This window comes from Actinoplanes sp. NPDC051513 (assembly GCF_044454685.1).
Classification (GTDB): Bacteria; Actinomycetota; Actinomycetes; order Mycobacteriales; family Micromonosporaceae; genus Actinoplanes.
Genome location: NZ_JBITDW010000008.1, coordinates 23,207 through 43,273 on the forward strand (window position 1 = coordinate 23,207; position 20,067 = coordinate 43,273).

Genomic DNA, 20,067 nt, shown 5'->3' on the forward strand with positions numbered 1-20,067 from the left:
GGATCGACCAGACTGGCACCGATTCCTTCGGGGGCTGTCCCTGGTCTGCACGGGCATGAATGCTCAACTTGTGGACACGGACGTTTTCGTACGGGAGCGGCGGGGGCTGCTCTCGCACGCGTACCGGATGCTCGGCGCCTGGGACGAGGCCGAGGACGTGGTGCAGGAGTCGTACCTGCGGGCCGCCCGCGGCTGGGCCGGGTTCGGGCAGCGGTCGTCGGTGCGGACCTGGCTCTACCGCATCGTCACCAACGCCTGCCTGACCGCGCTGGACGGGCGCGGGCGGCGGGCCCTGCCGTCCGGCAGCCTGGGCGCCGAGGGGTGGATCGGGCCGTTCGCGGCCGACCCGGCCGACTCGGTCACCGACCTGGAGACCGTGCGGCTCGCCTTCGTCGCCGGGCTGCAGTACCTGCCGCCGCGCCAGCGGGCCGTGCTGCTGCTGCGCGAGGTGCTCGCGTTCTCGGCGGCCGAGACCGGGGAGATCCTCGAGCTGTCGGTGCCGGCCGTGAAGAGCGCGCTCCAGCGGGCCCGGCACCGGCTCGGCGAGGTGGCGCCCCGGCGCGATGACGTGCTCGAGCCGGCCGACCCGCGCGCTCGCGACCTGCTCGACCGCTACATGGCCGCTTGGGCGGCGGCCGATCCCGTCGCGTTCCGCGACCTGTTGCGCGAGGACGCGTCGATCGAGCAGGCCGGCTCGGCGACCTGGGCGTCGGGGCGGGACACCTGCCTGGCCTTCGCGGCGCCGTCGATGGGCGCCCCCGGGGACTGGCGGATGGCCCCCACGGTCGTGAACGGTCAGCCGGCGGCCACCGCGTGGTGGCGCGGTGACGCGTACGGAACAGCGGTCCTGACCCCGACGCCCAGCGGAATCCTGACGATCACGCTGTTCCCGCTGGGACCCTAGACCGACCCTAGACCAGAGCGGCTAGGCGGGCGCCGCCGTCGGCCTCGATCACCGTGGCGGTGAGGTTGGGGTTGGTGGCGGCCAGGGCGACCACCTCGGCCACGTCCTCGGCCGTGGCCACCCGCCGGGTGGGGAGGCGCTCGGCCATCTGCGCGAAGTAGGCCGCGCGGGCCTCCGCCGGGAAGCCGCTCCACCACGGCGTGTCGACCAGGCCGGGCGAGACACCGTTGACGCGGATCGGCGCCAGTTCGGCGGCGAGCGGCTTGACCAGCGCCTCCACCGCGCCGTTGATCGCGGCCAGGCCGGCCGTGCCGGGCATCGCGGCGCGGGCCGAGATGGCGCCGATCAGGGTGATCGAGCCGGTCGGGGTGAGATGCGGCAGGGCGGCGCGCACGGTGGTCAGGTGGGCCCAGAACTTCGCGTCGAAAGCGCGGCGCAGGGTGGCCACGTCGAGGCCGGCGATCGGGCCGGCGCCCTCGCCGCCGCTGAGCGACACGACCAGCCAGTCGATCGGGCCGGCCTTGGCGACCACCGCGGCGATCTGGGCGGGGTCGCCGCCGTCGGCCCAGTGCGGGATCAGCTCGGGGTCGAGCTTGCGCTCGGTGCGGCCGACCACGTGCACGGTGGCGCCGCGCTGCTGGAGCAGGCGGGCGGTGGCCAGGCCGATGCCGGAGGTGCCCCCGACGACGAGGGCAGTGTGCTCGATCATGATGACTCCTCGGAAACTATTTCGAACCGGTCCGTCTCGGTTCGTTTTTACGCTAGCATGGTCGCCGTGACACCGGCAGGACGTAAACGAAGCGAGGACAGCCGGCGGGCGATCCTGACCGCCGCGGCCGAGCTGATGGGCGAGGTCGGCTATGCGGCGCTGAGCATCGAGGGGATCGCGACGCGGTCCGGCACCGGGAAACAGACGATCTACCGGTGGTGGCCGTCCAAGGCCGACGTGCTGCTCGAGGCGCTCGCGACCAAGGCCGACCTGCACATACCCCTCGTGGATGAGCGCAGTACGGATGAGGGCAGCTACGCGGCCGACCTGCGGGCCTTTCTCGCGGCGTCGTTCGCGCTCGGGCGCAAGCCGCAGGTCATCGAGGTGTTGCGGGCCCTCATGGCGGAGGCGCAGATCAATCCCGCCTTCGGCGAGCGGTTCCGGGCCGGGTTTCTGCAGCGGCGGCGCGATGCTCTCGGCGTACTCGTCGATCGGGCCTCGACCCGCGGTGACCTGCCACCGGTCCCGCGAGCCGGCACCGTCGCCGACATCGTCTTCGGGGTGATCTGGTACCGCGTGCTCGCGACCCGCGAGCCCGTGGACGACTCGCTGGTCGACGAACTGGTCAGCCTGCTCGGTACACCGAGACGTGGGAGCGGGAGTCGGCCGTGAAGGGCGCGCCCGACCAGTCGGCGTGGCGGGACTCCAGCTCGAACCCGGCGAGCTCGGCCATGAGGTCGAGCTCGGCCGGCCAGATGTAGCGGTGCGGGGTGCGGCTGACCCGGGCCTCGCGGCGGTAGTCGGGGTCGAAGGTGAAGTGGTGCGACACCACCCGCTGGTTCACCGTGTCGTAGGTGTCGACGCCCAGGTAGCCGGGCTCGCTGGAGAACACCGTGGCCGGGGCGCCGAGTGGAAGCTTGCGCAGCTCGGGCACCCAGAGCTCGATCACGAAGTGGCCGCCGGGGTCGAGATGACGGGCGGCGTTGCGGAAGCACTCGACCTGTTCCCGCTGGGTGAGCAGGTTGGCGATGGTGTTGAAGACCAGGTAGGCCAGCGTGAATCTGCCCGGCGCCTCGGCCGTCGCCATGTCGCCCACGATGACCGGGAGGTCGGCGTCCTTGGTGCGCAGCTGGTCGATCATCGGCTGGGAGAGCTCGATGCCGGTGACCGGGACGCCGCGCTCGCGCAGCGGGATCGCCACGCGGCCGGTGCCGACGGCGAATTCCAGCGCCGCGCCGTCGCCGGCCAGGGCGGCCAGCTTGTCGACCGTCGGGCCGAGCACGTCGGGGGCGAACATGCCGGTGCCGGGCGTGTCGTAGCGCCGGGCGGCCTCGGCGTCCCAGATCTGGTCCTGTCGCACGCCGCCTACGATCTCCGCTCCGCGTCGGCGTTGTCGAGCGATTAACGTCCTACCGCATGGAGATGCGCACGGAGCGGCTCGTCCTCCGCCCGGTACGGGATGAGGACGTCGACCGGATTCTGGAGTACCGCAACCAGCCGGACGTCAAACGCTGGCTGCTACGCACGGAGGTCGACGCCGCGTCCCTCCGGGAACGGTGGCGGCTCGCGGCGACCGACCCGGACGACCACAGCGTCGGGGTGACCCTCGACGGCCTGCTGATCGGAACCGTCATGCTCGAAGTACGCGACGGCATGGGCCAGCCCGGCATGCCATCGCGGACGGAGGCGGAGATCGGTTACATCTTCGACCCGGCCCACGGCGGCCACGGCTACGCGACCGAGGCGGCCACGGCGATGATGGCGTACGCCTTCGACCGGCTGGGCGTGCGCAGGATCACCGCCGGCTGCTACGCGGACAACCTCGCCTCGGTGCGGATCCTCGAGAAGCTCGGCATGCGCCGCGAGCAGCACGGCGTCGGCGACTCGTGGCACGACGAGCTGGGCTGGATCGACGGCTACACGTACGCCCTGCTGGCCGGGGAGTGGCGGCCGTAGGTCAGCCTCAGGCGAACCGCACGCGGCCGTAGGTCAGCCTCAGGCGAACCGCACCGTCGCCAGGAAGGCGGCGACGAGCAGGCCCATCCCGTTGGTCGCCCAGTGCAGGGCGGCCGCGGCGAGGATGCTGCCACTGCGGCGGCGTAGCTCGCACAGCAGCAGGCCGGCCAGCGCGGTGAAGGCGACCACCCCGGCGATGGCCAGGACGCGGCCGGCCAGGTCGGTGCCGAAGGCGGCGCCGACGGCCTGGTTGGCGTGGTTGAGACGCAGCGACGGAAGGATGTGCCACAGGCCGAAGAGGACCGACGACGTGATGCTCGCCCAGGTGGCGCCGCGGTGCCGGCGGACCATGCCGAGGAGCACGCCGCGGAAGGCGACCTCCTCGAGCAGCACGGTGCCGAGTGGGACCACGATGAACGCGGTCATCAGGGCGGCGCTCATGTGCAGGTGATAGCGGACATCGTGGAACGCGGGGCGGGTCCACGGCAGAGCCGCGCCGATCGCGTAGACGACGGCGACCGCGAGGACGGCCCCGACGGCGTACTTCAGACCGGGGAGCAGGGTGCGTTTGGACATGCCCAGGTCGTGCCAGGTGAGGCCGGCGCGGCGGGCGAGCACGATCAACCCCAGGGCGACCAGCGGGCCGGCGACGAGGCCGGTGTGCCGTGGACCGTACTTGTCGGCGACGTTGACCGCGGCGAGAACCAGGAGCACGGCGCCGAAAAGCAGGATCAGCCGCTTGCGGGACGGATGGGGGCTACGGAGAGTCATCGCGGAGGAAGGCTACCCGCAGGCCCCATTTCCAAACGAATCTTGACAGTTAGATCACTCAGGCGGAGGCGGGCTCGTTGATCGGGAGCCGCACCTTGAACTTCGTGTCGCCCGGCTTGGAGTCGAGCACGATGTCGCCACCGTGGCCGTTGACCACGATGCGATAGGAGATGTCGAGGCCGAGCCCGGTACCCTCGCCGACCGGCTTCGTGGTGAAGAAGGGCTCGAAAACCCGCTTTTTCAGATCATCGGGTACGCCGGGACCGGTGTCCCCGATCGACACGACGACCTGGTCGCCCTCGCGGGACGTCCGCACCGTCAGCGTGCCGACGCCCTTCATGGCCTGCACCGCGTTGTCGATCAGGTTGGTCCACACCTGGTTGAGCTCGGCCGGGTGGGCCGGGATCTGCGGCAGTGTGCGGTCGTAGTCCTTCACGACCTTGACCCCGCTCCCGATCTTGTGGCTGAGCATGACCAGCGTGCTGTCGAGCCCGCCGTGCACGTCGATCCACTGGTGCGCGGCCCGGTCCATCTGCGAGTACTGCTTCGCGGCGTTGACCAGCGACGAGACCCTGCTGGTGGCGTCTTCGATGTCGCTCATCAGCTGCTCGGTCTCGAGCGCGTACCCGAGCCAGTGGATCGCCTGGTCGAGCAGCTCGGACGAGCCGACCCGGGTCTCGATCTCGTTGAGGCAGTCGATGTCGAGCCCGCCCTGGGCGAAGACGGCCGCGAGGTCCCAGCCGCCGGTGACGTTGCGCTCGTCCATCCACTCGCCGAGCTCGTCCTCGCGGTCGGCGGTCTCCATGGCCGTCAGCGCCGGCGCCTTGGCCGCCCGCTCGATCACGTCTTCCTGGAGCTCGACCAGGGCGACCAGCCGGTCGGTCGGCACCTTGCCGGCCGCGAGCATGCCGAGCTTGTGCCGCATGCCGGCGACCCGCTGGCGCAGCGACGCGGAGGCCCGGGAGGCGGCCGCGGCCGGGTTGTTCAGCTCGTGCATGAGCCCGGCCGACAGCGCGCCGAGCGCGGTCAGCCGCTGCCGCTCGCTGATCGCCGCCGCGGTCGAGCGCATGCCCAGGGCCAGGCCCTCGAGCAGGTGGATCGCCATCGGGAACCACTCGCGCATCATGTGGCTGAAGTCGGCAGCCGACATCACGAAGAAGTCGCTGTCGTCGAGCGCGCGCATGGTCGCCATGTACTTGCGGGGGACGCCGTCGTCGCGCAGGTAGGACTGGGTGGCGCCCATGTACACGCCGCGCTGCTCGGTGCGGGTGGTCTCGACCTCGTCCTGGCCGACCTTGCGGGTCAGCGCGATGGTGCCGCTGAGCAGCACGAAGAACTGGTCGGCCTGGTCGCCCTCGCGGATCACGACACCGCCGGCGGGCATGTGCATGGTGCAGCCGTGTGCGGCGATCCAGCCGAGCTGGTCGTCGGTGAGCTTCTCGAACAGGAACAGGGTGCGCAACTCGTCGGCGGTGAGGGCGCCGGGATCACACGGGACGAGGGTGAGGGCTTCGGTCATTACTGCGCCTCCAGGTAACGATGGACCAGCGTGACGGCCATCGCGCCCTCGCCGACCGCCGAGGCCACCCGTTTGACCGAGTTGGCCCGGACGTCGCCGGCGGCGAAGATGCCGGGAACACTGCACTCCAGGTAGAACGGATCGCGGTCCCGATCCCATCCCTTCGGACGGGATCCGTTCGCCAGCAGATCGGGGCCGGTGAAAACGAAGCCCCGCTCGTCACGTGCCACGGTCTCGCCGAGCCAGTCGGTACGCGGCTCGGCGCCGATGAAGATGAACAGCGCCCCGCACTCGACCGTGGTCTCGAGGCTGCCCTTGTTCTCGCAGATGGTGATCGCCTGGAGGTGGCCGTCGCCGTGCGCGCTGAGCACCTCGCAGCGGGTGCGGACCTCGATGTTCTCGGTCTGGCCGAGCTGCTGGATGAGGTAGTAGGACATCGAAGCCTCGAGCGAGTCGCCCCGGACCAGCAGGGTGACCTTCTTCGCGTACCGGGAGAAGAACAGCGCCGCCTGGCCGGCCGAGTTGGCGCCGCCGACGATGAAGACGTCGGCGCCCGCGCAGGCCGGCCCCTCGGTCGAGGCCGAGCCGTAGTAGACGCCGGAGCCGGTGAGCCGGGCGATGCCGTCGGCCTGGAGCGGGCGGTAGGCGACGCCGGTGGCCAGCACGATCGAGTGCGCCGAGATCTCGCCGCCGTCGGCGAAGGTCAGCGTGCGGGCCGAGCCGTCCAGCCGCAGGCCCGTCACCTCGCGGGTGTTGAGCAGTTCGGCCTCGAACTTGCCGGCCTGCCGGCGGGCCCGGTCGGTCAGCTGCGCGCCGGAGATCCCGTCGGGGAAGCCCAGGTAGTTTTCGATCCTCGAGCTCTGGCCGGCCTGACCGCCGACCGCGGTGCGCTCGACCAGCAGCGTCTTGAGCCCCTCGGAGGCGCCGTAGACGGCCGCGCCGAGCCCGGCCGGCCCGCCGCCCACGATGATCAGGTCGTAGAAGTCGCGCCCCGGCGTCGTGGACAGGCCGGCCGCCTCGGCCACCTCGGCCGTCGACGGCTGGGCCATGGCGCGCCCGTCGGCGGTGACGACCAGCGGCACCGACTCGGGGCCCACCCCGGCCGCCTCGAGCAGGCGGCGGCCCTCCGGCTCGTCGGCCGCCAGCCACCGGTACGGCACCAGGTTGCGGGCCAGGAAGTCGCGGATCTGGTACGACGGCTCGGACCAGCGGTGCCCCACGACCCGGATGTCCTCGATCTCACGGTCGCCGGTGGCCTGCCACGCGTCGAGCAGCGCGTCGAGCACCGGGTAGAGCTTCTCCTCCGGCGGGTCCCACGGCTTGAGCAGGTAGTGGTCGACGTCGACCACGTTGATCGCCTGGATCGCCGCGTCGGTGTCCGCGTACGCGGTGAGCAGCGCCCGGCGCGCGTTGGGGAACAGGTCCATGGCCTGTTCCAGGAACTCGATGCCGTTCATCTGCGGCATCCGGTAGTCGGCGAGCATGACGGCGACCCGGCCGCCGCGCAGCTTGATCTCCCGCAGCGCGTCCAGGGCCTCGGCCGCCGAGGAGGCCCGCAGGATGCGGTACTCCTCGCCGTACTTGCGGCGCAGGTCGCGGGCGATCGCCCGGGAGACCGAGGGATCGTCGTCGACGGTCAGGATGGCGGGATGGCCCATGTGTCAAACCCCATCTGATAGCAGGTCGGAGTATTCCGGGTGGCGTTCCAGGTAGCCGCTGACGAACGGGCAGGTGGCGCGGACCGGGGTGGCGCGGGAGCGGGCATCGTCGAGCGCGGCGGAGGCGAGGCGGCTGGCCAGGCCCTGGCCGGAGAACGTCTGCTCGATCTCGGTGTGCATGAGCTCGATCCGGCCGCCGTGCCGGCGATAGTGCAGCACTCCGGCGACCTCCCCACCGAGCAGGATCTCGTAGCGCTGCCGCTCGAAGGCGTCGACCACGACGGCGCTGTCGACCGAGTCGCGCACGCCGACCTGGGCGCTGCCCTCGACCCGAAGCTTGCGCCGGGCCCGCTCGTAGAACGAGCTCGAGCCGAGCCGGACGACCTGAGCGGCGGCCGGGACGGGCTCGATCTCGAGCCGGTCGTCGGGGTCGGTGTACCCCTCGATGATGCCGTCGACCTCGATGGCGAGCCGGCCGCTGGTCGGCAGCACATCGAGCTCGAGCCGCTCGCTGAGCGCGAGCATGAGCGAGCGGTTGAACGACGAGTGCGCGGCCGCGGCGCTGACGATCAGCCCCTCGACGTTCGGGGAGACGATCGGGCCGCCGGCCGAGAACGAGTACGCCGTCGAGCCCGTGGGCGTCGAGACGATCACCGCGTCGGCCGCGTAGTTCACAAAGTTCTTGCCCTCGACCGCGATGCCGACCGCGGCGAGGCCGTCGCCGGGCACCCGCACCAGCGCGATGTCGTTGAAGGCGGAGACCTCGCGGCCGTCGGGCAGCACGGTGCGCACCGCCGTACGCGATTCGATCGTGAACTTGTGCTCGTCGATCGCGGAGAGCGCGCCGGGCAGGTCGGGCAGGTCGACCTCGGCCAGGAAGCCGAGCCGCCCCACGTTGACCCCGAGCACCGGCGTCTTGCGCCCCTCGACCAGCCGCATCGTGCGCAGCATCGTGCCGTCGCCGCCGAGGCTGACCAGCAGTCCGGCCCGGTCGACCATCTCCTCGGGGCTGACCGCCACGGCGTCGCAGTCGATCCGGCTGATCTCGTCGTGCAGGCCGAGGACGGTCACCTCCCGCCGGTTGGCCCACTCGACGATGGCGTCGATCGCCGAGCCGCAGTCGCGCCGGGGGTGCAGCACCAGCCCGACGACCTTGATCATGCCCATTGGCCCGTTACCCCATCGCTCATGGCATCGAAAGAACCAGCCTCCCACGTGCGCCCCCACGGCGGCGAGGGCACGCGATCCAGCACACGTTGGCGTCTTCGGGCATGTTTCGAGAAGGTTTCTTGACAGCGTTGTCACGCATAGACAGACTCCGATCTAGAGAGCGCTCTCCTTCCCTGCTCATCCCCTATTTTCCCGGTTCGGAAGGACTCCCCCGATGCGCCGAAGAATGCTGGCGATCGCCGCTGCCCTTTGCACAGCGGCAACACTGACCCCACAGCCCGCTCAGGCCACTCCGACACATTTCGACATCGCTCCCGGAATGCTCGCGGCCATGCGTCGCGATCTCAAGCTCGACGACGGTCAGATCGCGGTGCGGCTGCGCACCGAGGCGGCGGCGCCGGTGGTGGAGAAGCGGTTGCGCGCCCAGCTCGGCTCCGCCTTCGCGGGCGCGTGGATCCCGGCCGGGGCGTCCCGGCTCACGGTCGCGGTGACTTCCGCGTCCGCCGAGGCATCCGTACGGGCGGAAGGCGCGAACCCGGCATTGGTACGCGTCAATGAGTCCACGCTTGCGGCGACGCGGACGAAATTGGACCGCAACGCGTCGCACGCGGCCGCCGCCTCCGTTCGCGGCTGGTATGTCGACGTGCCGCAGAACCGGGTGGTGGTGCTCGCCGGACCGGGTGCGGAGAACGCCGCACGACAATTCGCCCGGGCCAGCGGCGCCACCGATGTGACGGTCACCACCATGGCCGAGCAGCCCCGGACCATGTATGACATCCGGGGCGGCGACCAGTACGTCATCAACGGCAACACGCTGTGCTCGGTCGGGTTCGCCGTGAGCGGAGGGTTCGTCAGCGCCGGTCACTGCGGCGGCACCGGCAGCCCCACGCTCGGCTACAACAACGTCAGCCAGGGCACGTTCGCCGGGTCGTCGTTCCCGGGCAACGACTACTCGTGGATCCGCACCAACGGCAACTGGACCCCGCAGCCCTGGGTCAACAACTACGCCGGCGGGAACGTCGTGGTCGCGGGCTCGGCCGACGCCGCGGTCGGCAGCTCGATCTGCCGTTCGGGACGCACCTCCGGCTGGCGATGCGGCACCCTGCTCGGCCGCAACGAGACCATCGTGTACGCCCAGGGCTCCGTCTCCGGGCTGTCCCGCAGCAACGCGTGCGCCGAGCCCGGCGACTCCGGCGGGTCGTGGATCTCCGGCAACCAGGCACAGGGCGTGACCTCCGGCGGCACCGGCAACTGCTCGTCCGGCGGCACGATGTGGTTCCAGCCGGTGAACGAGATCCTCGGCGCGTACGGCCTGTCGCTGACCACCAGCGGCGGAGGCGGCAGCACGAGCTCGCTGATCAGCGACTGGAACGGGACCTGCATCGACGTCCCGAACTCGAACTTCTCCGACGGCGTGCCGCTGCAGACCTGGGGTTGCAACGGGTCGGGGGCGCAGAAGTGGACGTTCGTGAACGGCACGCTCCAGACGTCCAACAACAAGTGCATGGACGTGGCGTGGGGCTCGACGGCCAACGGCGCTGTCATCCAGATCGTCAACTGCAACGGCAACGCGGCCCAGCAGTTCGTTCTGTCGGCGGCCGGTGACCTGGTGAATCCGCAGGCCAACAAGTGCATAGACATCAAGGACTGGAACGGCAACTGGGGCGCGGCGCTGCAACTCTGGGACTGCGCCGGCACCGCCAACCAGAAGTGGCACCGCGGGTAACTGACCCGGTCCAAAAGGGCAGTTGCACCTTAAAGGAACTGTAAAGACCTGTCGGGCGTACGCGACCGCTTCCCAGGATGGCGGTCATCCCCGTTCCCCCTTTTCCGGAGGCAGCCCGACGATGCGCCGCAAACGAACTCTCCTTCTGACCGTCGTGGCCGCGGTAGCGGCCGTCGCGACGACCTGGATCGCCCTGCCGGCCTCGGCCGCGGCGCCGACCGCTTCCGTGCGGACGGTGTCCGACTGGGGCAGCGGCTGGCAGGACGAGGTGACCGTCAGCAACACCGGGGCGGCCGCCATGACCTCGTGGAAGGTGGAGTTCGATCTTCCGGCGGGGGCCACCGTCGGCAGCTTCTGGGAAGCGGACATGACGTTGTCCGGGCAACACGTCACGTTCGCCGATCGCGGGTGGAACGGATCGGTGGCCGTCGGGGCCTCGGCGACCTTCGGGTTCGTCGGCTCCGGCGGCCAGCCGGTCAACTGCAAGATCAACGGCCTGCCCTGCAACGGGGTCGTGACCGCCACGCCGCCGGCCACCAAACCGACCACCGGGCCGACAGCTGCGCCCACCACGGTCGCGCCGACCTCCAGCACCTCGTCGCCTTCGTCGGCCGCGCCCACTGCGGAAACGCCGAAGGCCGACATTCCACCCGCTTCGGACCTACTGCCGGTCACGGTGACCAACAAGACCGGGCGGAACGAGACGGTCTTCCTCTACGTGCTCGGGGTCAACCTGGCGAGCGGCAAGCTCGGCTACGTCAACGCGGCCGGCGCCTTCACGGCCTGGACCCGCGGCGCCACGGTGCCGGTGCCGGCGCCGGACGTCTCGATCCCACTGACCGGCTCCTCGACGACGATCAAGATCCCGCGCGGGCTCTCCGGCCGCCTGTACATGTCGTTCGGGCAGAAGCTGGACTTCCGGCTCACCACCGACGGCCTCGTGCAGCCCGCGCCGTGGGCGGGCGGCGACCCCAACCACGACATCCTCTTCGACTGGAGCGAGTTCACCCTCGACGCCGGCGGCCTGTTCCTGAACAGCTCGCAGGTCGACATGTTCGCGGTGCCGCACATCGTCAGCGTCACCGGCGGCTCGGGCACGGTCGCCTCGACCGGCGAGCTGAAGTCCGGCGGCCGGCAGCGGGTGATCAACGCGATCAAGGCGTCGCCCGACTTCGCCAAGAGCGTCGTGACGCGTACGGACGGGACGGTGCTGCGGGTTCTGGCGCCGGGCAAGGCCGCGGACGCCGGACTGATGAGTCCGGCCTACCTCGACTCCGCCATCGCGAGCGCGTGGAACGCGTACCAGAACAAGAATTTGACTGTCGTGCCCTTCAGCGACCAACCGGACAAGAAGTTCACCGGCCGCACCAGCGGCGATGTCCTGAGCTTCACCGACGGCGCCGGCAAGGTGGTCGCGTCGTTCACCAAGCCTTCGACCGCGAACGTGTGGGGCTGCGACGGCGCGCTGGCCGCCCCGAACGACCAGGTGGTCGGCCCGATCGCCCGCACCCTCTGCGCGGCGCTGCAGCGCGGTACGCTCGGCACGCTCGACACCCAGCCGGGCGGCACGGCGGCCGACTTCTACCGGGGCGACCCGGCCAACCTGTACGCCAAGGTCATCCACGAGAACATGGCCGACGGCAAGGCGTACGCCTTCGCCTTCGACGACGTGCTCAACCAGGAGTCGCTGGTCCACGACGGCGACCCACGCCTGGCGGCGATCACCATGACGCCGTTCTGATCAGCTATTTTGGGGGGCACTTCGGCCCGGGTGGTAGCGCTGCCGCCCGGGCCGTAGTAATGACTGCAGTGTGCGAGCCCTCACCGCTCCGACCGCCCCGCGTGGCCTGCGACGATCCCTGTTGCGCCTGCCCCTCTTCTTCTATCGCCACGGGCTGGGCTTCCTCTTCAGCCGCCGCCTCGTCCTGGTCGAACACACCGGCCGCCGCAGCGGCCGCCTCTTCCAGGTGGTCCTCGAGGTGGTGGCGTACTCCCCCACCGGCGCCGTGACGGTGGCCGCCGGCTACGGCTCGCGCTCCGACTGGTACCGCAACCTGCTCGCCGAGCCGGACACCACGATCACCCTCGCCCGCGACTGCCAGCGCGCGATCGCCCACCCGCTGACCACCGACGAGGGCGCCGCGGTCATGCTGGCCTACGCCCGCCGTCACCGCCGGGCGGCGCGCGTCCTGGCCCGCCACATGGGCTACGAGATCGACGGAAGCGACGCCGACCTGGCCGCGCTGGGGCGGGCCATCCCGTTCGTCCGCCTCGAACCGGCCGCCGTGGGCTTCGTCCCCGACGCGCGGCGCATGCTGCCGGGCACCAGGCTCCGTCGCCCGCGAAGTGTCACACCCCGCGACTAACGTCCGGCCCATGGCGCTTTCGAGAGAAGAACGCGAACAGTTCCTGGCCGAACCCCACATCGGCGCGCTGTCGGTGCTCGAGCGGCCCGATCGCGCGCCGCTGAGCGTCCCGATCTGGTATCAGTACGACCCGGGCGGCGAGCTCTGGGTGCTCACCGCGCCCGGCGCGCGCAAGACCCGCGCCATCGAGGCCGCGGGCCGCCTCAGCCTGATGGCGCAGCGCACCGAGCCGACGATCCGCTACGTGTCGGTCGAGGGGCCGGTGACCCGCACGGCCCCGGTCAGCGACGAGCGCTCGCGCGAGATGGCCGAACGATATCTACCCCCGGAACGGGTCGACGAATACCTCGAGTACGAACGCTCCCAGCTGGGCGAGCACATCGCCGTCTACATGAGACCGGAGCACTGGCTGTCGGCCGACCTAGGACCCGCCTGGTAATCCGCCCAGGCGTTCGAATTCGGTGGTCGACGACTCGGTCCACGCCTTGTGGTAGAGCCCGTGGTCGGCGCCGGTGACGAACACGTCCAGGCGGCCGGGCGCCCACGAGACCACCGGGCCGGCCGGGCGTGGCGCCGGCCCGGGCGCCGGGCGCAGCCATCCCGCGAGCGTGGCCACGTTCATCCGCAAGATCTCCATCGCCAGCTCGTAGTCGAGGTGGTCCAGCAGGTCGTCGGCGCTGTGGATGTGGTGATTCGCGCTGTCGTTGCCCTCGATGGTCAGCACGGCCGGGACGCCGGCCTGGATGAACGGCACATGGTCGCTGGCGAACGGGTTGAGCGAGGTCTCCACCCGCAGCCCGGTGTAGGTGGCCGCGGCCGCGGCCAGGTCGTCGATCAGGCTCTGCGAGACCGCCGCGCCCTCCAGCAGCACGGCGCTCTGGGGCCCGTTCCGCGACGCGATCATGTCCATGTTCAGGACGGCCCGGATCCGCGAACGCTCGTCGGGCGACAGCGATGCGACGTACTGCTTGCTGCCGAACAGGCCCTGCTCCTCGCCGCCGAACAGGATCAGCCGGAGCGTGTGCTCCCAACTCAGCCCGGCCAGCAGGCGGGCCAGTAGCAGGACGCCGGCCGAGCCGCTGCCGTTGTCGTCGGCCCCGGGCGCGGCTGCGGCCGGGCCACCGGCGATGTTGACCGAGTCGAGGTGGGCGGTCACCACTACCACGTCCGGCGACGCCGCCTTCTCGGCGATCACGTTGGCGCTCCGGCCGCCGCCGACGGTGACCGGGAACCGGGACGTGGCGTAGCCCAGCGCGTCCAGGGCCGCGGCCGCCCGGTCGGCCGCCTGACCGAAGCCGGCGCTCGTCGAATGGCGGGTCGGCAGCTGGGCCAGCCAGGTGGTGTCCGCCTCGTACGGCGGCCGGGACACCGCCGCCACCAGGCCGGCAGCGATCGGATCGACGCGCCCGGGATGCCGGGCCGGGCGGTCCACGACGGTGACGCCCGGCAGCAGCGGCTCGACGCGCCAGCAGGTGTCCTCCTTCTGGCGCAGCGTCTTGCCGCCGTCGATGACGAGGTGGCGGCCGTGGTCGAGGATGACCGGGATGCGCGGGTGCGCCTGCTGGAAGGCACGCCCGACCTGGGTGACGAGCGAAAGCTCCGAGCGGGCGGTTCCCTCTCCGGCCCTTTCCGCTTCCCCGTCGAGCTGTTCCGCTTCCCCGTCGAGCTGTTCCGCTTCCCCGTCGAGCTCTTCCGCTTCCCCCTCGAGCTGTTCCGCTTCCCCGTCGAGCTCTTCCGCTTCCCCCTCGAGCTGTTCCGCTTCCCGGGACCAGACGATCACCTCGTCGCCGATCCGGGCGCCGCGCGTCCGGGCCCCGGCCGCGCGGCCGGCCGGCAGCACGGCCCATCGGGTCTCGCTCATCGCGGGCCCCCGGGACGGATCTCCAGCCGATCCGGGGCGACCAGGGCCACCACCAGCACCCGTTGCTCGCCGGCCGTGATGATCCGCAGCCCACCGGCCGCCGCCGGCTCCCACCGGCCGGGCCGGGCCTCGTTCGCGTCGCCGCGCCCGATCGCCCAGTCGATGTAGGTCCCGTCCGGCCGGAACTCGATCCCGCTCCGCCCCCGGGCGGGCGGGAAGTCGTAGCCGGCCGGCCGGTAGACCTCGACCCCGTCGTGGTCCTCCTCGTGCGAGTGCGTCCACCGGCCCGGTGGCACGCTCGTCGCCTCGGTCATCTCGTCGCTCCCTTCGCGGCCGGCCGGGGGTGGTGGTGACGCCAGGCCGCCACCACCCGCGCCGGGCCGTTCAGCTCCTCGCCGTCGCCGGGCGTTCCGCTCCTCGCCGTCGCCGGTGTTCAGCTCCTCGCCGTCGCCAGTGGCGCGATCGTGGCGCCGTTGCCGGGCATGGCGACCGGCACGGCGTCTCCCGGCGGCGTCAGCTCCGGCGCCGTGCGGAAGTCGCTGATCACTCCGCCCATGTACTCGTAGCCGGTGACCGACGGTCCCCAGGCGTTTCCGTCCCACCACTTGTGGTACAGCGCCGAGTCGGTGCCCTCGACGAAGACGTCGAGCCGGTTCGGTCCCCAGGAGACGACCTGCGGGTCGCCGACGACGACACCGCCCAGGTATTCGTACCCGGTCGTCGACGGTCCCCAGGCGTTGCCGTCCCACCACTTGTGGTAGAGCGCCGAGTCGGTGCCGACGACGAACACGTCGAGCCGGTCCGGACCCCAGGAGACCACCGCGGGCCGGCTCGCGCAGACGCCGCCCATGTACTCGTAGCCGGTGACCGACGGTCCCCACGCATTGCCATCCCACCACTTGTGGTACAGCGCCGAATCCGTGCCGATCACGAACACGTCGAGCCGGTTCGGGCCCCACGCCACCGCCGTCGGCGGGCCAACGCAGACCCCGCCCATGTATTCGTAGTCGGTGACGCCCGGGCCCCACGCGCTGCCGTCCCACCATTTGTGGTACAGCGCCGAATCCGTGCCGATCACGAACACGTCGAGCCGGTTCGGGCCCCACGCGACGACGTCCGGCTCCTCGATGCAGATGCCGCCCATGTACTCGTAGCCGGTGACCGACGGTCCCCAGGCGTTACCGTCCCACCACTTGTGATACAGCGCGCGGTCGGTGCCCAGGACGAACGCGTCCAACCGGTTCGGCCCCCACGAGGCGAGGACCGGGCCATCGAGGCAGACGCCACCCATGTACTCGTAGCCGGTGAGCGACGGTCCCCAGGCATTGCCGTCCCACCACTTGTGATACAGCGCGCGGTCGGTGCCCAGAACGAACGCGTCCAACCGGTCCGGCCCCCACGAGGCCACCTCCGGACCCTTCATGCAAACTCCGCCCATGTGCTCGTAGCCGGTGACGGACGGTCCCCACCCGTTGCCGCCCCACCATTTGTGATACAGCGCGCGGTCGGTGCCCAGAACGAACGCGTCCAGCCGGTTCGCGCCCCAGCTGACCACCGGGCCGGCCGGCTCGGGGTTCTGCTGACCGATCGCCAGCGACGACCGGACCCCGTCGATGCACGCCTCCATCCGGGCCGCCTGGCCCCTGGTGAACATCACCATGACCGGGTCGTCGACGTAGTCCATGTAGTTCATGAACAGGTCGCCGTTGGGCCCGTTGCCGCAGGTGACGTGGGGGAAGGTCGGCACACTGACGTTGCCGCCGCCCTGGTTCGGGGTGTCGTCGACCTCGTCGGTGCCGCCGCACCCGGTGCCGTCGTCGCCCCAGATGTGGAACAGGTTGAAGAAGTGACCGATCTCGTGGGTGGCGGTGCGGCCGAGGTGGAACGGCGGGGTCGCTGTGCCCGTCGTGCCGAACGCGCTCTGCAGGATCACCACACCGTCGGTCTCGGCTGGGCCGCCCGGGAACTGGGCGTAGCCGAGCAGGCCGCCGCTGAGCCGGCCGGTCCAGATGTTCAGGTACTTGTCGGCGGGCCAGGCGTCGGCGCCGCCGGTGCCCGCCCTCTTGATCTTGTCGTCGTGCGTGAACGAGTCGACGGTCGTGGCCGTACGGGTGATGCCGTTCGTCGGCGCCCCGTTCGGATCGGTGGTCGCCAGGAAGAACTCGATACGGCTGTCCGCCACCAGGTTCGCGAAAACGCCCGGCACTGTGTTCACATCGGTATTGGTCGCCCGGAAGTCGCGATTCAGCACATCGATCTGGCTGTTGACCTGCCCGTCGGAGATGTTCTGATCGGCGGTCTTCCACACCACGTGCACGACGACCGGGACGCGGACGACGCCCGTGAAGCGCGGTTCCTGGTCGGGCCCCACCAGCCCCCGGGTGAGATTCTCGATCGCCGCCCGGGCCCGCCGATACTCCGGCGACTCGGCCAGCAACCTCCGGTGCACGTCCATCGTCGCGCAGCGCCGGCGCGGGGTGTCCTCCATCGGCTCGCCCGAGCCCGGCCCGCTCGCCGCCGGGCCACCGCCCGAGGGCGTGTTACCGGCCGGACCACCGCCGGCCGGACCGCCGCCGGCCATGCCGCCTCCCGGCATGCCACCGGCTCCCGGCATGGCATTGGCCGCGGACCGACGGACGCCGTTGTTGCCCTCGGCGGCCGCGCCGCGCATCGCCGCTCCTGGCATTCCGGCCGAACCCGGCTTGGCCCGCATCGCGCCGCCCGGCATGCCCTGAGCCTGGCCACGCTGACCCTGGCTGCCTTGAGCCCGGCCCCCTTGTGCCTGGCCGCCCTGAGCCTGGCCGCCACTATCGCCGCCCGCGCCGCTTGCCCCCGCCATCGCGCCGCCGGGGTGCGCCGTGCCGTCGCCGGATCCGTCCACCTTGCGCCTGCCTGCCATCTTTCCTCCTCAGATCGACGCGATAGGCACGACCGAATTGACCATGGCAATTCGCCGGCGCCGCCACTTATCACCGCGATCCCGAAGGAAACAATCCTCCTGTTCGCGCCCACAATTCAGTCATCTGGCCGACACCCGAAGTGGCCGATCGAGAAATAAAAACAATAAGATCGAATTCCGGACGTGACCGAAATTCGAAATTGTCTATATCTGACGCCCGGGGCGCCTAGATCACTTATCTCCGGCGGACGCTGAGCCTGTACGTGGCAGGTAGGTGAGCTCGGGCCGGTCACGTGGAGTGTTCCTGCCGGGGAAGAATTCTGCCCTGCCGGCGACGCTTCCGGTTCGCGGAATTGGCTCGTAACGGTCCGGCAAAATCCGAAGGGAACGAACCGAAATGAACAAGGTGGACGTCAGCTTCGAAAGCGCCGGCATCCGCATCGCGGCCGATCTCTACATTCCGTCGGGCGCCGCGGATCGCCCATTCCCGCGATCGTCGTGGGGCATCCGGGCACCGGCGTGAAGGAGCAGACCGCCGGCCTCGACGTGGCCGCGGCGGCCCGCACCGACCAGGCGCGAGTCGACCGGTACGACAAGCGCGAGTACGTCGACGAGCTGGTCTTCTTTGCGAGACGAACCTGAGTAGCACGGCGGGAATCGCCGGCATTCGATAGAGTTCGCGGTCCACCACCGACGGACGACGGGACCGCCATGGAAGAACCGGGGACGCCGCCCACGCCCCGGCCGCCCACGCCCCGGCCGCGCTGGCTTTCGCCCTGGATGATCGCCGCGCTGGCCGTGGTCGGCGTGCTGGCGCTGCTCGGAGCGGGTGTCGCGTGGGTCGCGGCCGGCGGCGACGGGGACGACAACGCGACCGGCCGCACGCCCGACGCCACTTGGTCGGCGCCCAGCGCGTCCACCCAGGACGCCGAGGCGGCCGTGCCACCCGCCGGGCCCCGGCCCAGCACGTACCCGGTGCGCACGGGCAACGACCTCGCCCGGGTCTGCGACGGCTGGTACTACCCGCAGTCGCCGAAGTTCGCGGGCAAGGCGCCGCACCAGATCTCCGTAGGCGTGGTCGACTCCGTGCTGGCGCCGAGCCGGCACATGCTCAGCGCGGTGCGGGTGCCCGAGCAGAAGGAGTCGATCTGGCGGGCCTGGGTTCCGGACAACCCGGCCAAGTCACAGCTGGTCGCCTGCGTCGACCTCACCAAGGCCGGCAAGCCGCTCCGGAACTGCAAGTACAAGGACCAGACCCCGCCGATGATCGCGCTGAGCCAGGGCGTCTACCGGCTGCGGCTCTACGAGGCGGCGACCGGCCGGAAACTGCTCGACAAGCCGGTCACCGGCGCGGACGGGGACTGCCCGAGCGTGGTATTCCTGGCCGACGGCGACAGCCTGTACAGCGAGGTGAACGACACCCAGCTCTACGGGCTGCTCAAGGGTTTCGTCATGCGGAAAGGCAATTGAGCACTCTTTGACCATCGACACGTACCCGAGCGGACACGGCGTAGCGTACGCAGCGTGACGGCCGGTTTGGGCAGACCGGCACGCCGTGGGCGGGTCCTTACGGGCGAACGAGGATGATCGTCTTTCCCTTGATCCGGTCGGCCGGGTTGAGGGCGGCGACGGCCTCGTCGAGTGTTGCGATGGTGCCGATGTTTGTCCGCAGCCGCCCGTCGCGGACGCGCCGGACGATCTCATTCAGGTGAACCCGGTCGGCCTCGACAACGAAGTCGACGGCCAAGCCGTCGGCCGGCCGCGCCTCGGGCGGCCCGACGATTGACACCAGCGTTCCTCCGGCTCGAACCAGACGTGCGGATCGCTTCTGGATATCGCCGCCGATGAGGTCGAAGACCAGGTCGACGCCGCCGACGTCCTCCAGGGCGTCGTTCTCGAGGTCGACGAACTCCTGCGCGCCGAAGTCGAGCGCCTTCTGCCGGTCGGCAGTACGTCCGGTGCCGATGACGTACGCGCCGAACTCACGTGCGAGTTGGGTGACCATCGTCCCGACTGCGCCGGCCGCGCCGTGCACGAGCACGCTCTGGCCCGCCTGAAGGTGGCCGTGGTCGAACAGTCCCTGCCACGCGGTCAGACCCGAGATCGGCAGGCTCGCACCGACCGTGAAGTCGACGTCGCCCGGCAGGGGCGCGAGGTTGCGGGCCTCGACGGCCACGTACTCCGCGAGGGTGCCGTCGCGATGCCAGTCCGTGAGGCCGAACACCCGCTGTCCCACCGACAGTCCCGTCGTGCCGTATCCGAGGGCGGTGACCACTCCGGCCAGCTCGTGTCCAGGGATCGACGGAGTTCGGTCACGGTCGCGCCGGTCGGTCCAGGTCGAGGGCCACTCCGTCTCGGTCGGGACGAATCCCGATGCATGAACCTCAACGATGACGTCGTTTATCGCTGCCGGCGGCTCGGGTCGCTCCGCCAGCGTCATCCCGGCCGTTCCTGCAGCCTGGTCGGTCACCACGATCGCTTTCATGGAATTGCCTCCTCGGTCATTTGTCTCGTTGGTGAAATATTGC

Annotated in this window: 20 protein-coding genes; 10 read left to right on the forward strand and 10 right to left on the reverse strand. The window is 70.6% G+C overall.

The window, feature by feature from the left end:
• Window positions 1-70 precede the first annotated feature (70 nt).
• On the forward strand, window positions 71-904 hold the full coding sequence (locus ACIA5D_RS25415; protein ID WP_396032663.1) for an RNA polymerase subunit sigma-70: 834 nt from the start codon (window positions 71-73) through the stop codon (window positions 902-904).
• A gap of 7 nt (window positions 905-911) precedes the next feature.
• Here ACIA5D_RS25415 and ACIA5D_RS25420 read toward each other — a convergent pair whose 3' ends face one another.
• Window positions 912-1,613, reverse strand: a complete 702-nt coding sequence (locus tag ACIA5D_RS25420; RefSeq protein WP_396032664.1) for an SDR family oxidoreductase — start codon at window positions 1,611-1,613, stop codon at window positions 912-914.
• A gap of 66 nt (window positions 1,614-1,679) precedes the next feature.
• On the opposite strand from ACIA5D_RS25420, the gene ACIA5D_RS25425 reads away from it, so the two are divergent.
• Window positions 1,680-2,285, forward strand: coding sequence for a TetR/AcrR family transcriptional regulator (locus ACIA5D_RS25425; RefSeq protein WP_396032666.1), 606 nt, complete (start codon window positions 1,680-1,682; stop codon window positions 2,283-2,285).
• Here ACIA5D_RS25425 and ACIA5D_RS25430 read toward each other — a convergent pair.
• Window positions 2,239-2,973: a class I SAM-dependent DNA methyltransferase gene (locus tag ACIA5D_RS25430; RefSeq protein ID WP_396032667.1), complete on the reverse strand. Its 735-nt coding sequence runs from the start codon at window positions 2,971-2,973 to the stop codon at window positions 2,239-2,241. The genes ACIA5D_RS25425 and ACIA5D_RS25430 overlap by 47 nt on opposite strands.
• Before the next feature lie 56 nt (window positions 2,974-3,029).
• Here ACIA5D_RS25430 and ACIA5D_RS25435 point away from each other — a divergent pair, with 56 nt between their 5' ends.
• Window positions 3,030-3,569, forward strand: coding sequence for a GNAT family N-acetyltransferase (locus tag ACIA5D_RS25435; protein WP_396032668.1), 540 nt, complete (start codon window positions 3,030-3,032; stop codon window positions 3,567-3,569).
• Between the two features lie 39 nt (window positions 3,570-3,608).
• Here the strand turns inward: ACIA5D_RS25435 and ACIA5D_RS25440 are convergent, their stop codons facing one another.
• Genes ACIA5D_RS25440 through ACIA5D_RS25455 form a run of 4 tightly spaced genes read right to left on the reverse strand, consistent with a single transcriptional unit; the run spans window position 3,609 to window position 8,678 of the window.
• Window positions 3,609-4,340: a lysostaphin resistance A-like protein gene (locus ACIA5D_RS25440; RefSeq protein ID WP_396032669.1), complete on the reverse strand. Its 732-nt coding sequence runs from the start codon at window positions 4,338-4,340 to the stop codon at window positions 3,609-3,611.
• Between the two features lie 58 nt (window positions 4,341-4,398).
• The gene (locus ACIA5D_RS25445) at window positions 4,399-5,859 is read right to left on the reverse strand and encodes an ATP-binding protein (RefSeq protein WP_396032670.1); all 1,461 of its coding nucleotides are present in this window, start codon (window positions 5,857-5,859) and stop codon (window positions 4,399-4,401) included.
• Window positions 5,859-7,517: an FAD-dependent oxidoreductase gene (locus ACIA5D_RS25450; RefSeq protein ID WP_396032671.1), complete on the reverse strand. Its 1,659-nt coding sequence runs from the start codon at window positions 7,515-7,517 to the stop codon at window positions 5,859-5,861. Before ACIA5D_RS25450 ends, ACIA5D_RS25445 begins: the two co-directional genes overlap by 1 nt.
• A gap of 3 nt (window positions 7,518-7,520) precedes the next feature.
• Window positions 7,521-8,678 carry an NAD(+)/NADH kinase gene (locus tag ACIA5D_RS25455; protein WP_396032672.1) on the reverse strand — a complete coding sequence of 386 codons (1,158 nt, stop codon included), beginning with the start codon at window positions 8,676-8,678 and terminating at the stop codon, window positions 7,521-7,523.
• Window positions 8,679-9,018: 340 nt separating this feature from the next.
• On the opposite strand from ACIA5D_RS25455, the gene ACIA5D_RS25460 reads away from it, so the two are divergent.
• From ACIA5D_RS25460 to ACIA5D_RS25475, 4 genes are all read left to right on the forward strand, one after another.
• Window positions 9,019-10,413 (forward strand): ricin-type beta-trefoil lectin domain protein, encoded by a 1,395-nt coding sequence (locus tag ACIA5D_RS25460; protein WP_396032673.1) that lies wholly within the window; start codon window positions 9,019-9,021, stop codon window positions 10,411-10,413.
• Window positions 10,414-10,534: 121 nt separating this feature from the next.
• Entirely contained in the window at window positions 10,535-12,154 is a 1,620-nt protein-coding gene (locus ACIA5D_RS25465; RefSeq protein ID WP_396032674.1) for a beta-1,3-glucanase family protein, read from the forward strand.
• Between the two features lie 121 nt (window positions 12,155-12,275).
• Complete coding sequence (locus tag ACIA5D_RS25470) at window positions 12,276-12,779, forward strand: nitroreductase family deazaflavin-dependent oxidoreductase (RefSeq protein ID WP_396032676.1); 504 nt, start codon at window positions 12,276-12,278, stop codon at window positions 12,777-12,779.
• Window positions 12,780-12,789: 10 nt separating this feature from the next.
• Window positions 12,790-13,218 carry a pyridoxamine 5'-phosphate oxidase family protein gene (locus ACIA5D_RS25475; protein WP_396032678.1) on the forward strand — a complete coding sequence of 143 codons (429 nt, stop codon included), beginning with the start codon at window positions 12,790-12,792 and terminating at the stop codon, window positions 13,216-13,218.
• On the opposite strand, the gene ACIA5D_RS25480 is transcribed toward ACIA5D_RS25475, so the two are convergent.
• The 3 genes from ACIA5D_RS25480 to ACIA5D_RS25490 all read right to left on the reverse strand — a co-directional run bounded on the left by ACIA5D_RS25480 (window position 13,201) and on the right by ACIA5D_RS25490 (window position 17,539).
• Window positions 13,201-14,640, reverse strand: a complete 1,440-nt coding sequence (locus ACIA5D_RS25480) for a M20/M25/M40 family metallo-hydrolase (protein ID WP_396032680.1) — start codon at window positions 14,638-14,640, stop codon at window positions 13,201-13,203. The genes ACIA5D_RS25475 and ACIA5D_RS25480 overlap by 18 nt on opposite strands.
• Entirely contained in the window at window positions 14,637-14,954 is a 318-nt protein-coding gene (locus ACIA5D_RS25485; protein ID WP_396032681.1) for a hypothetical protein, read from the reverse strand. Before ACIA5D_RS25485 ends, ACIA5D_RS25480 begins: the two co-directional genes overlap by 4 nt.
• A 119-nt stretch (window positions 14,955-15,073) precedes the next feature.
• Window positions 15,074-17,539: a M43 family zinc metalloprotease gene (locus ACIA5D_RS25490; RefSeq protein ID WP_396032682.1), complete on the reverse strand. Its 2,466-nt coding sequence runs from the start codon at window positions 17,537-17,539 to the stop codon at window positions 15,074-15,076.
• A gap of 397 nt (window positions 17,540-17,936) precedes the next feature.
• Here ACIA5D_RS25490 and ACIA5D_RS25495 point away from each other — a divergent pair, with 397 nt between their 5' ends.
• From ACIA5D_RS25495 to ACIA5D_RS25505, 3 genes are all read left to right on the forward strand, one after another.
• Entirely contained in the window at window positions 17,937-18,062 is a 126-nt protein-coding gene (locus tag ACIA5D_RS25495; RefSeq protein ID WP_396032683.1) for a hypothetical protein, read from the forward strand.
• A complete protein-coding gene (locus ACIA5D_RS25500; RefSeq protein WP_396032684.1) occupies window positions 18,059-18,181 on the forward strand; it encodes a hypothetical protein in 123 nt (40 codons plus the stop codon). The genes ACIA5D_RS25495 and ACIA5D_RS25500 overlap by 4 nt, the downstream gene beginning before the upstream one ends.
• Window positions 18,182-18,250: 69 nt before the next feature.
• Complete coding sequence (locus ACIA5D_RS25505) at window positions 18,251-19,009, forward strand: hypothetical protein (protein ID WP_396032685.1); 759 nt, start codon at window positions 18,251-18,253, stop codon at window positions 19,007-19,009.
• A 97-nt stretch (window positions 19,010-19,106) separates the two neighbouring features.
• Here the strand turns inward: ACIA5D_RS25505 and ACIA5D_RS25510 are convergent, their stop codons facing one another.
• Window positions 19,107-20,024, reverse strand: coding sequence for an NADP-dependent oxidoreductase (locus tag ACIA5D_RS25510; RefSeq protein WP_396032686.1), 918 nt, complete (start codon window positions 20,022-20,024; stop codon window positions 19,107-19,109).
• Window positions 20,025-20,067 lie beyond the last annotated feature (43 nt).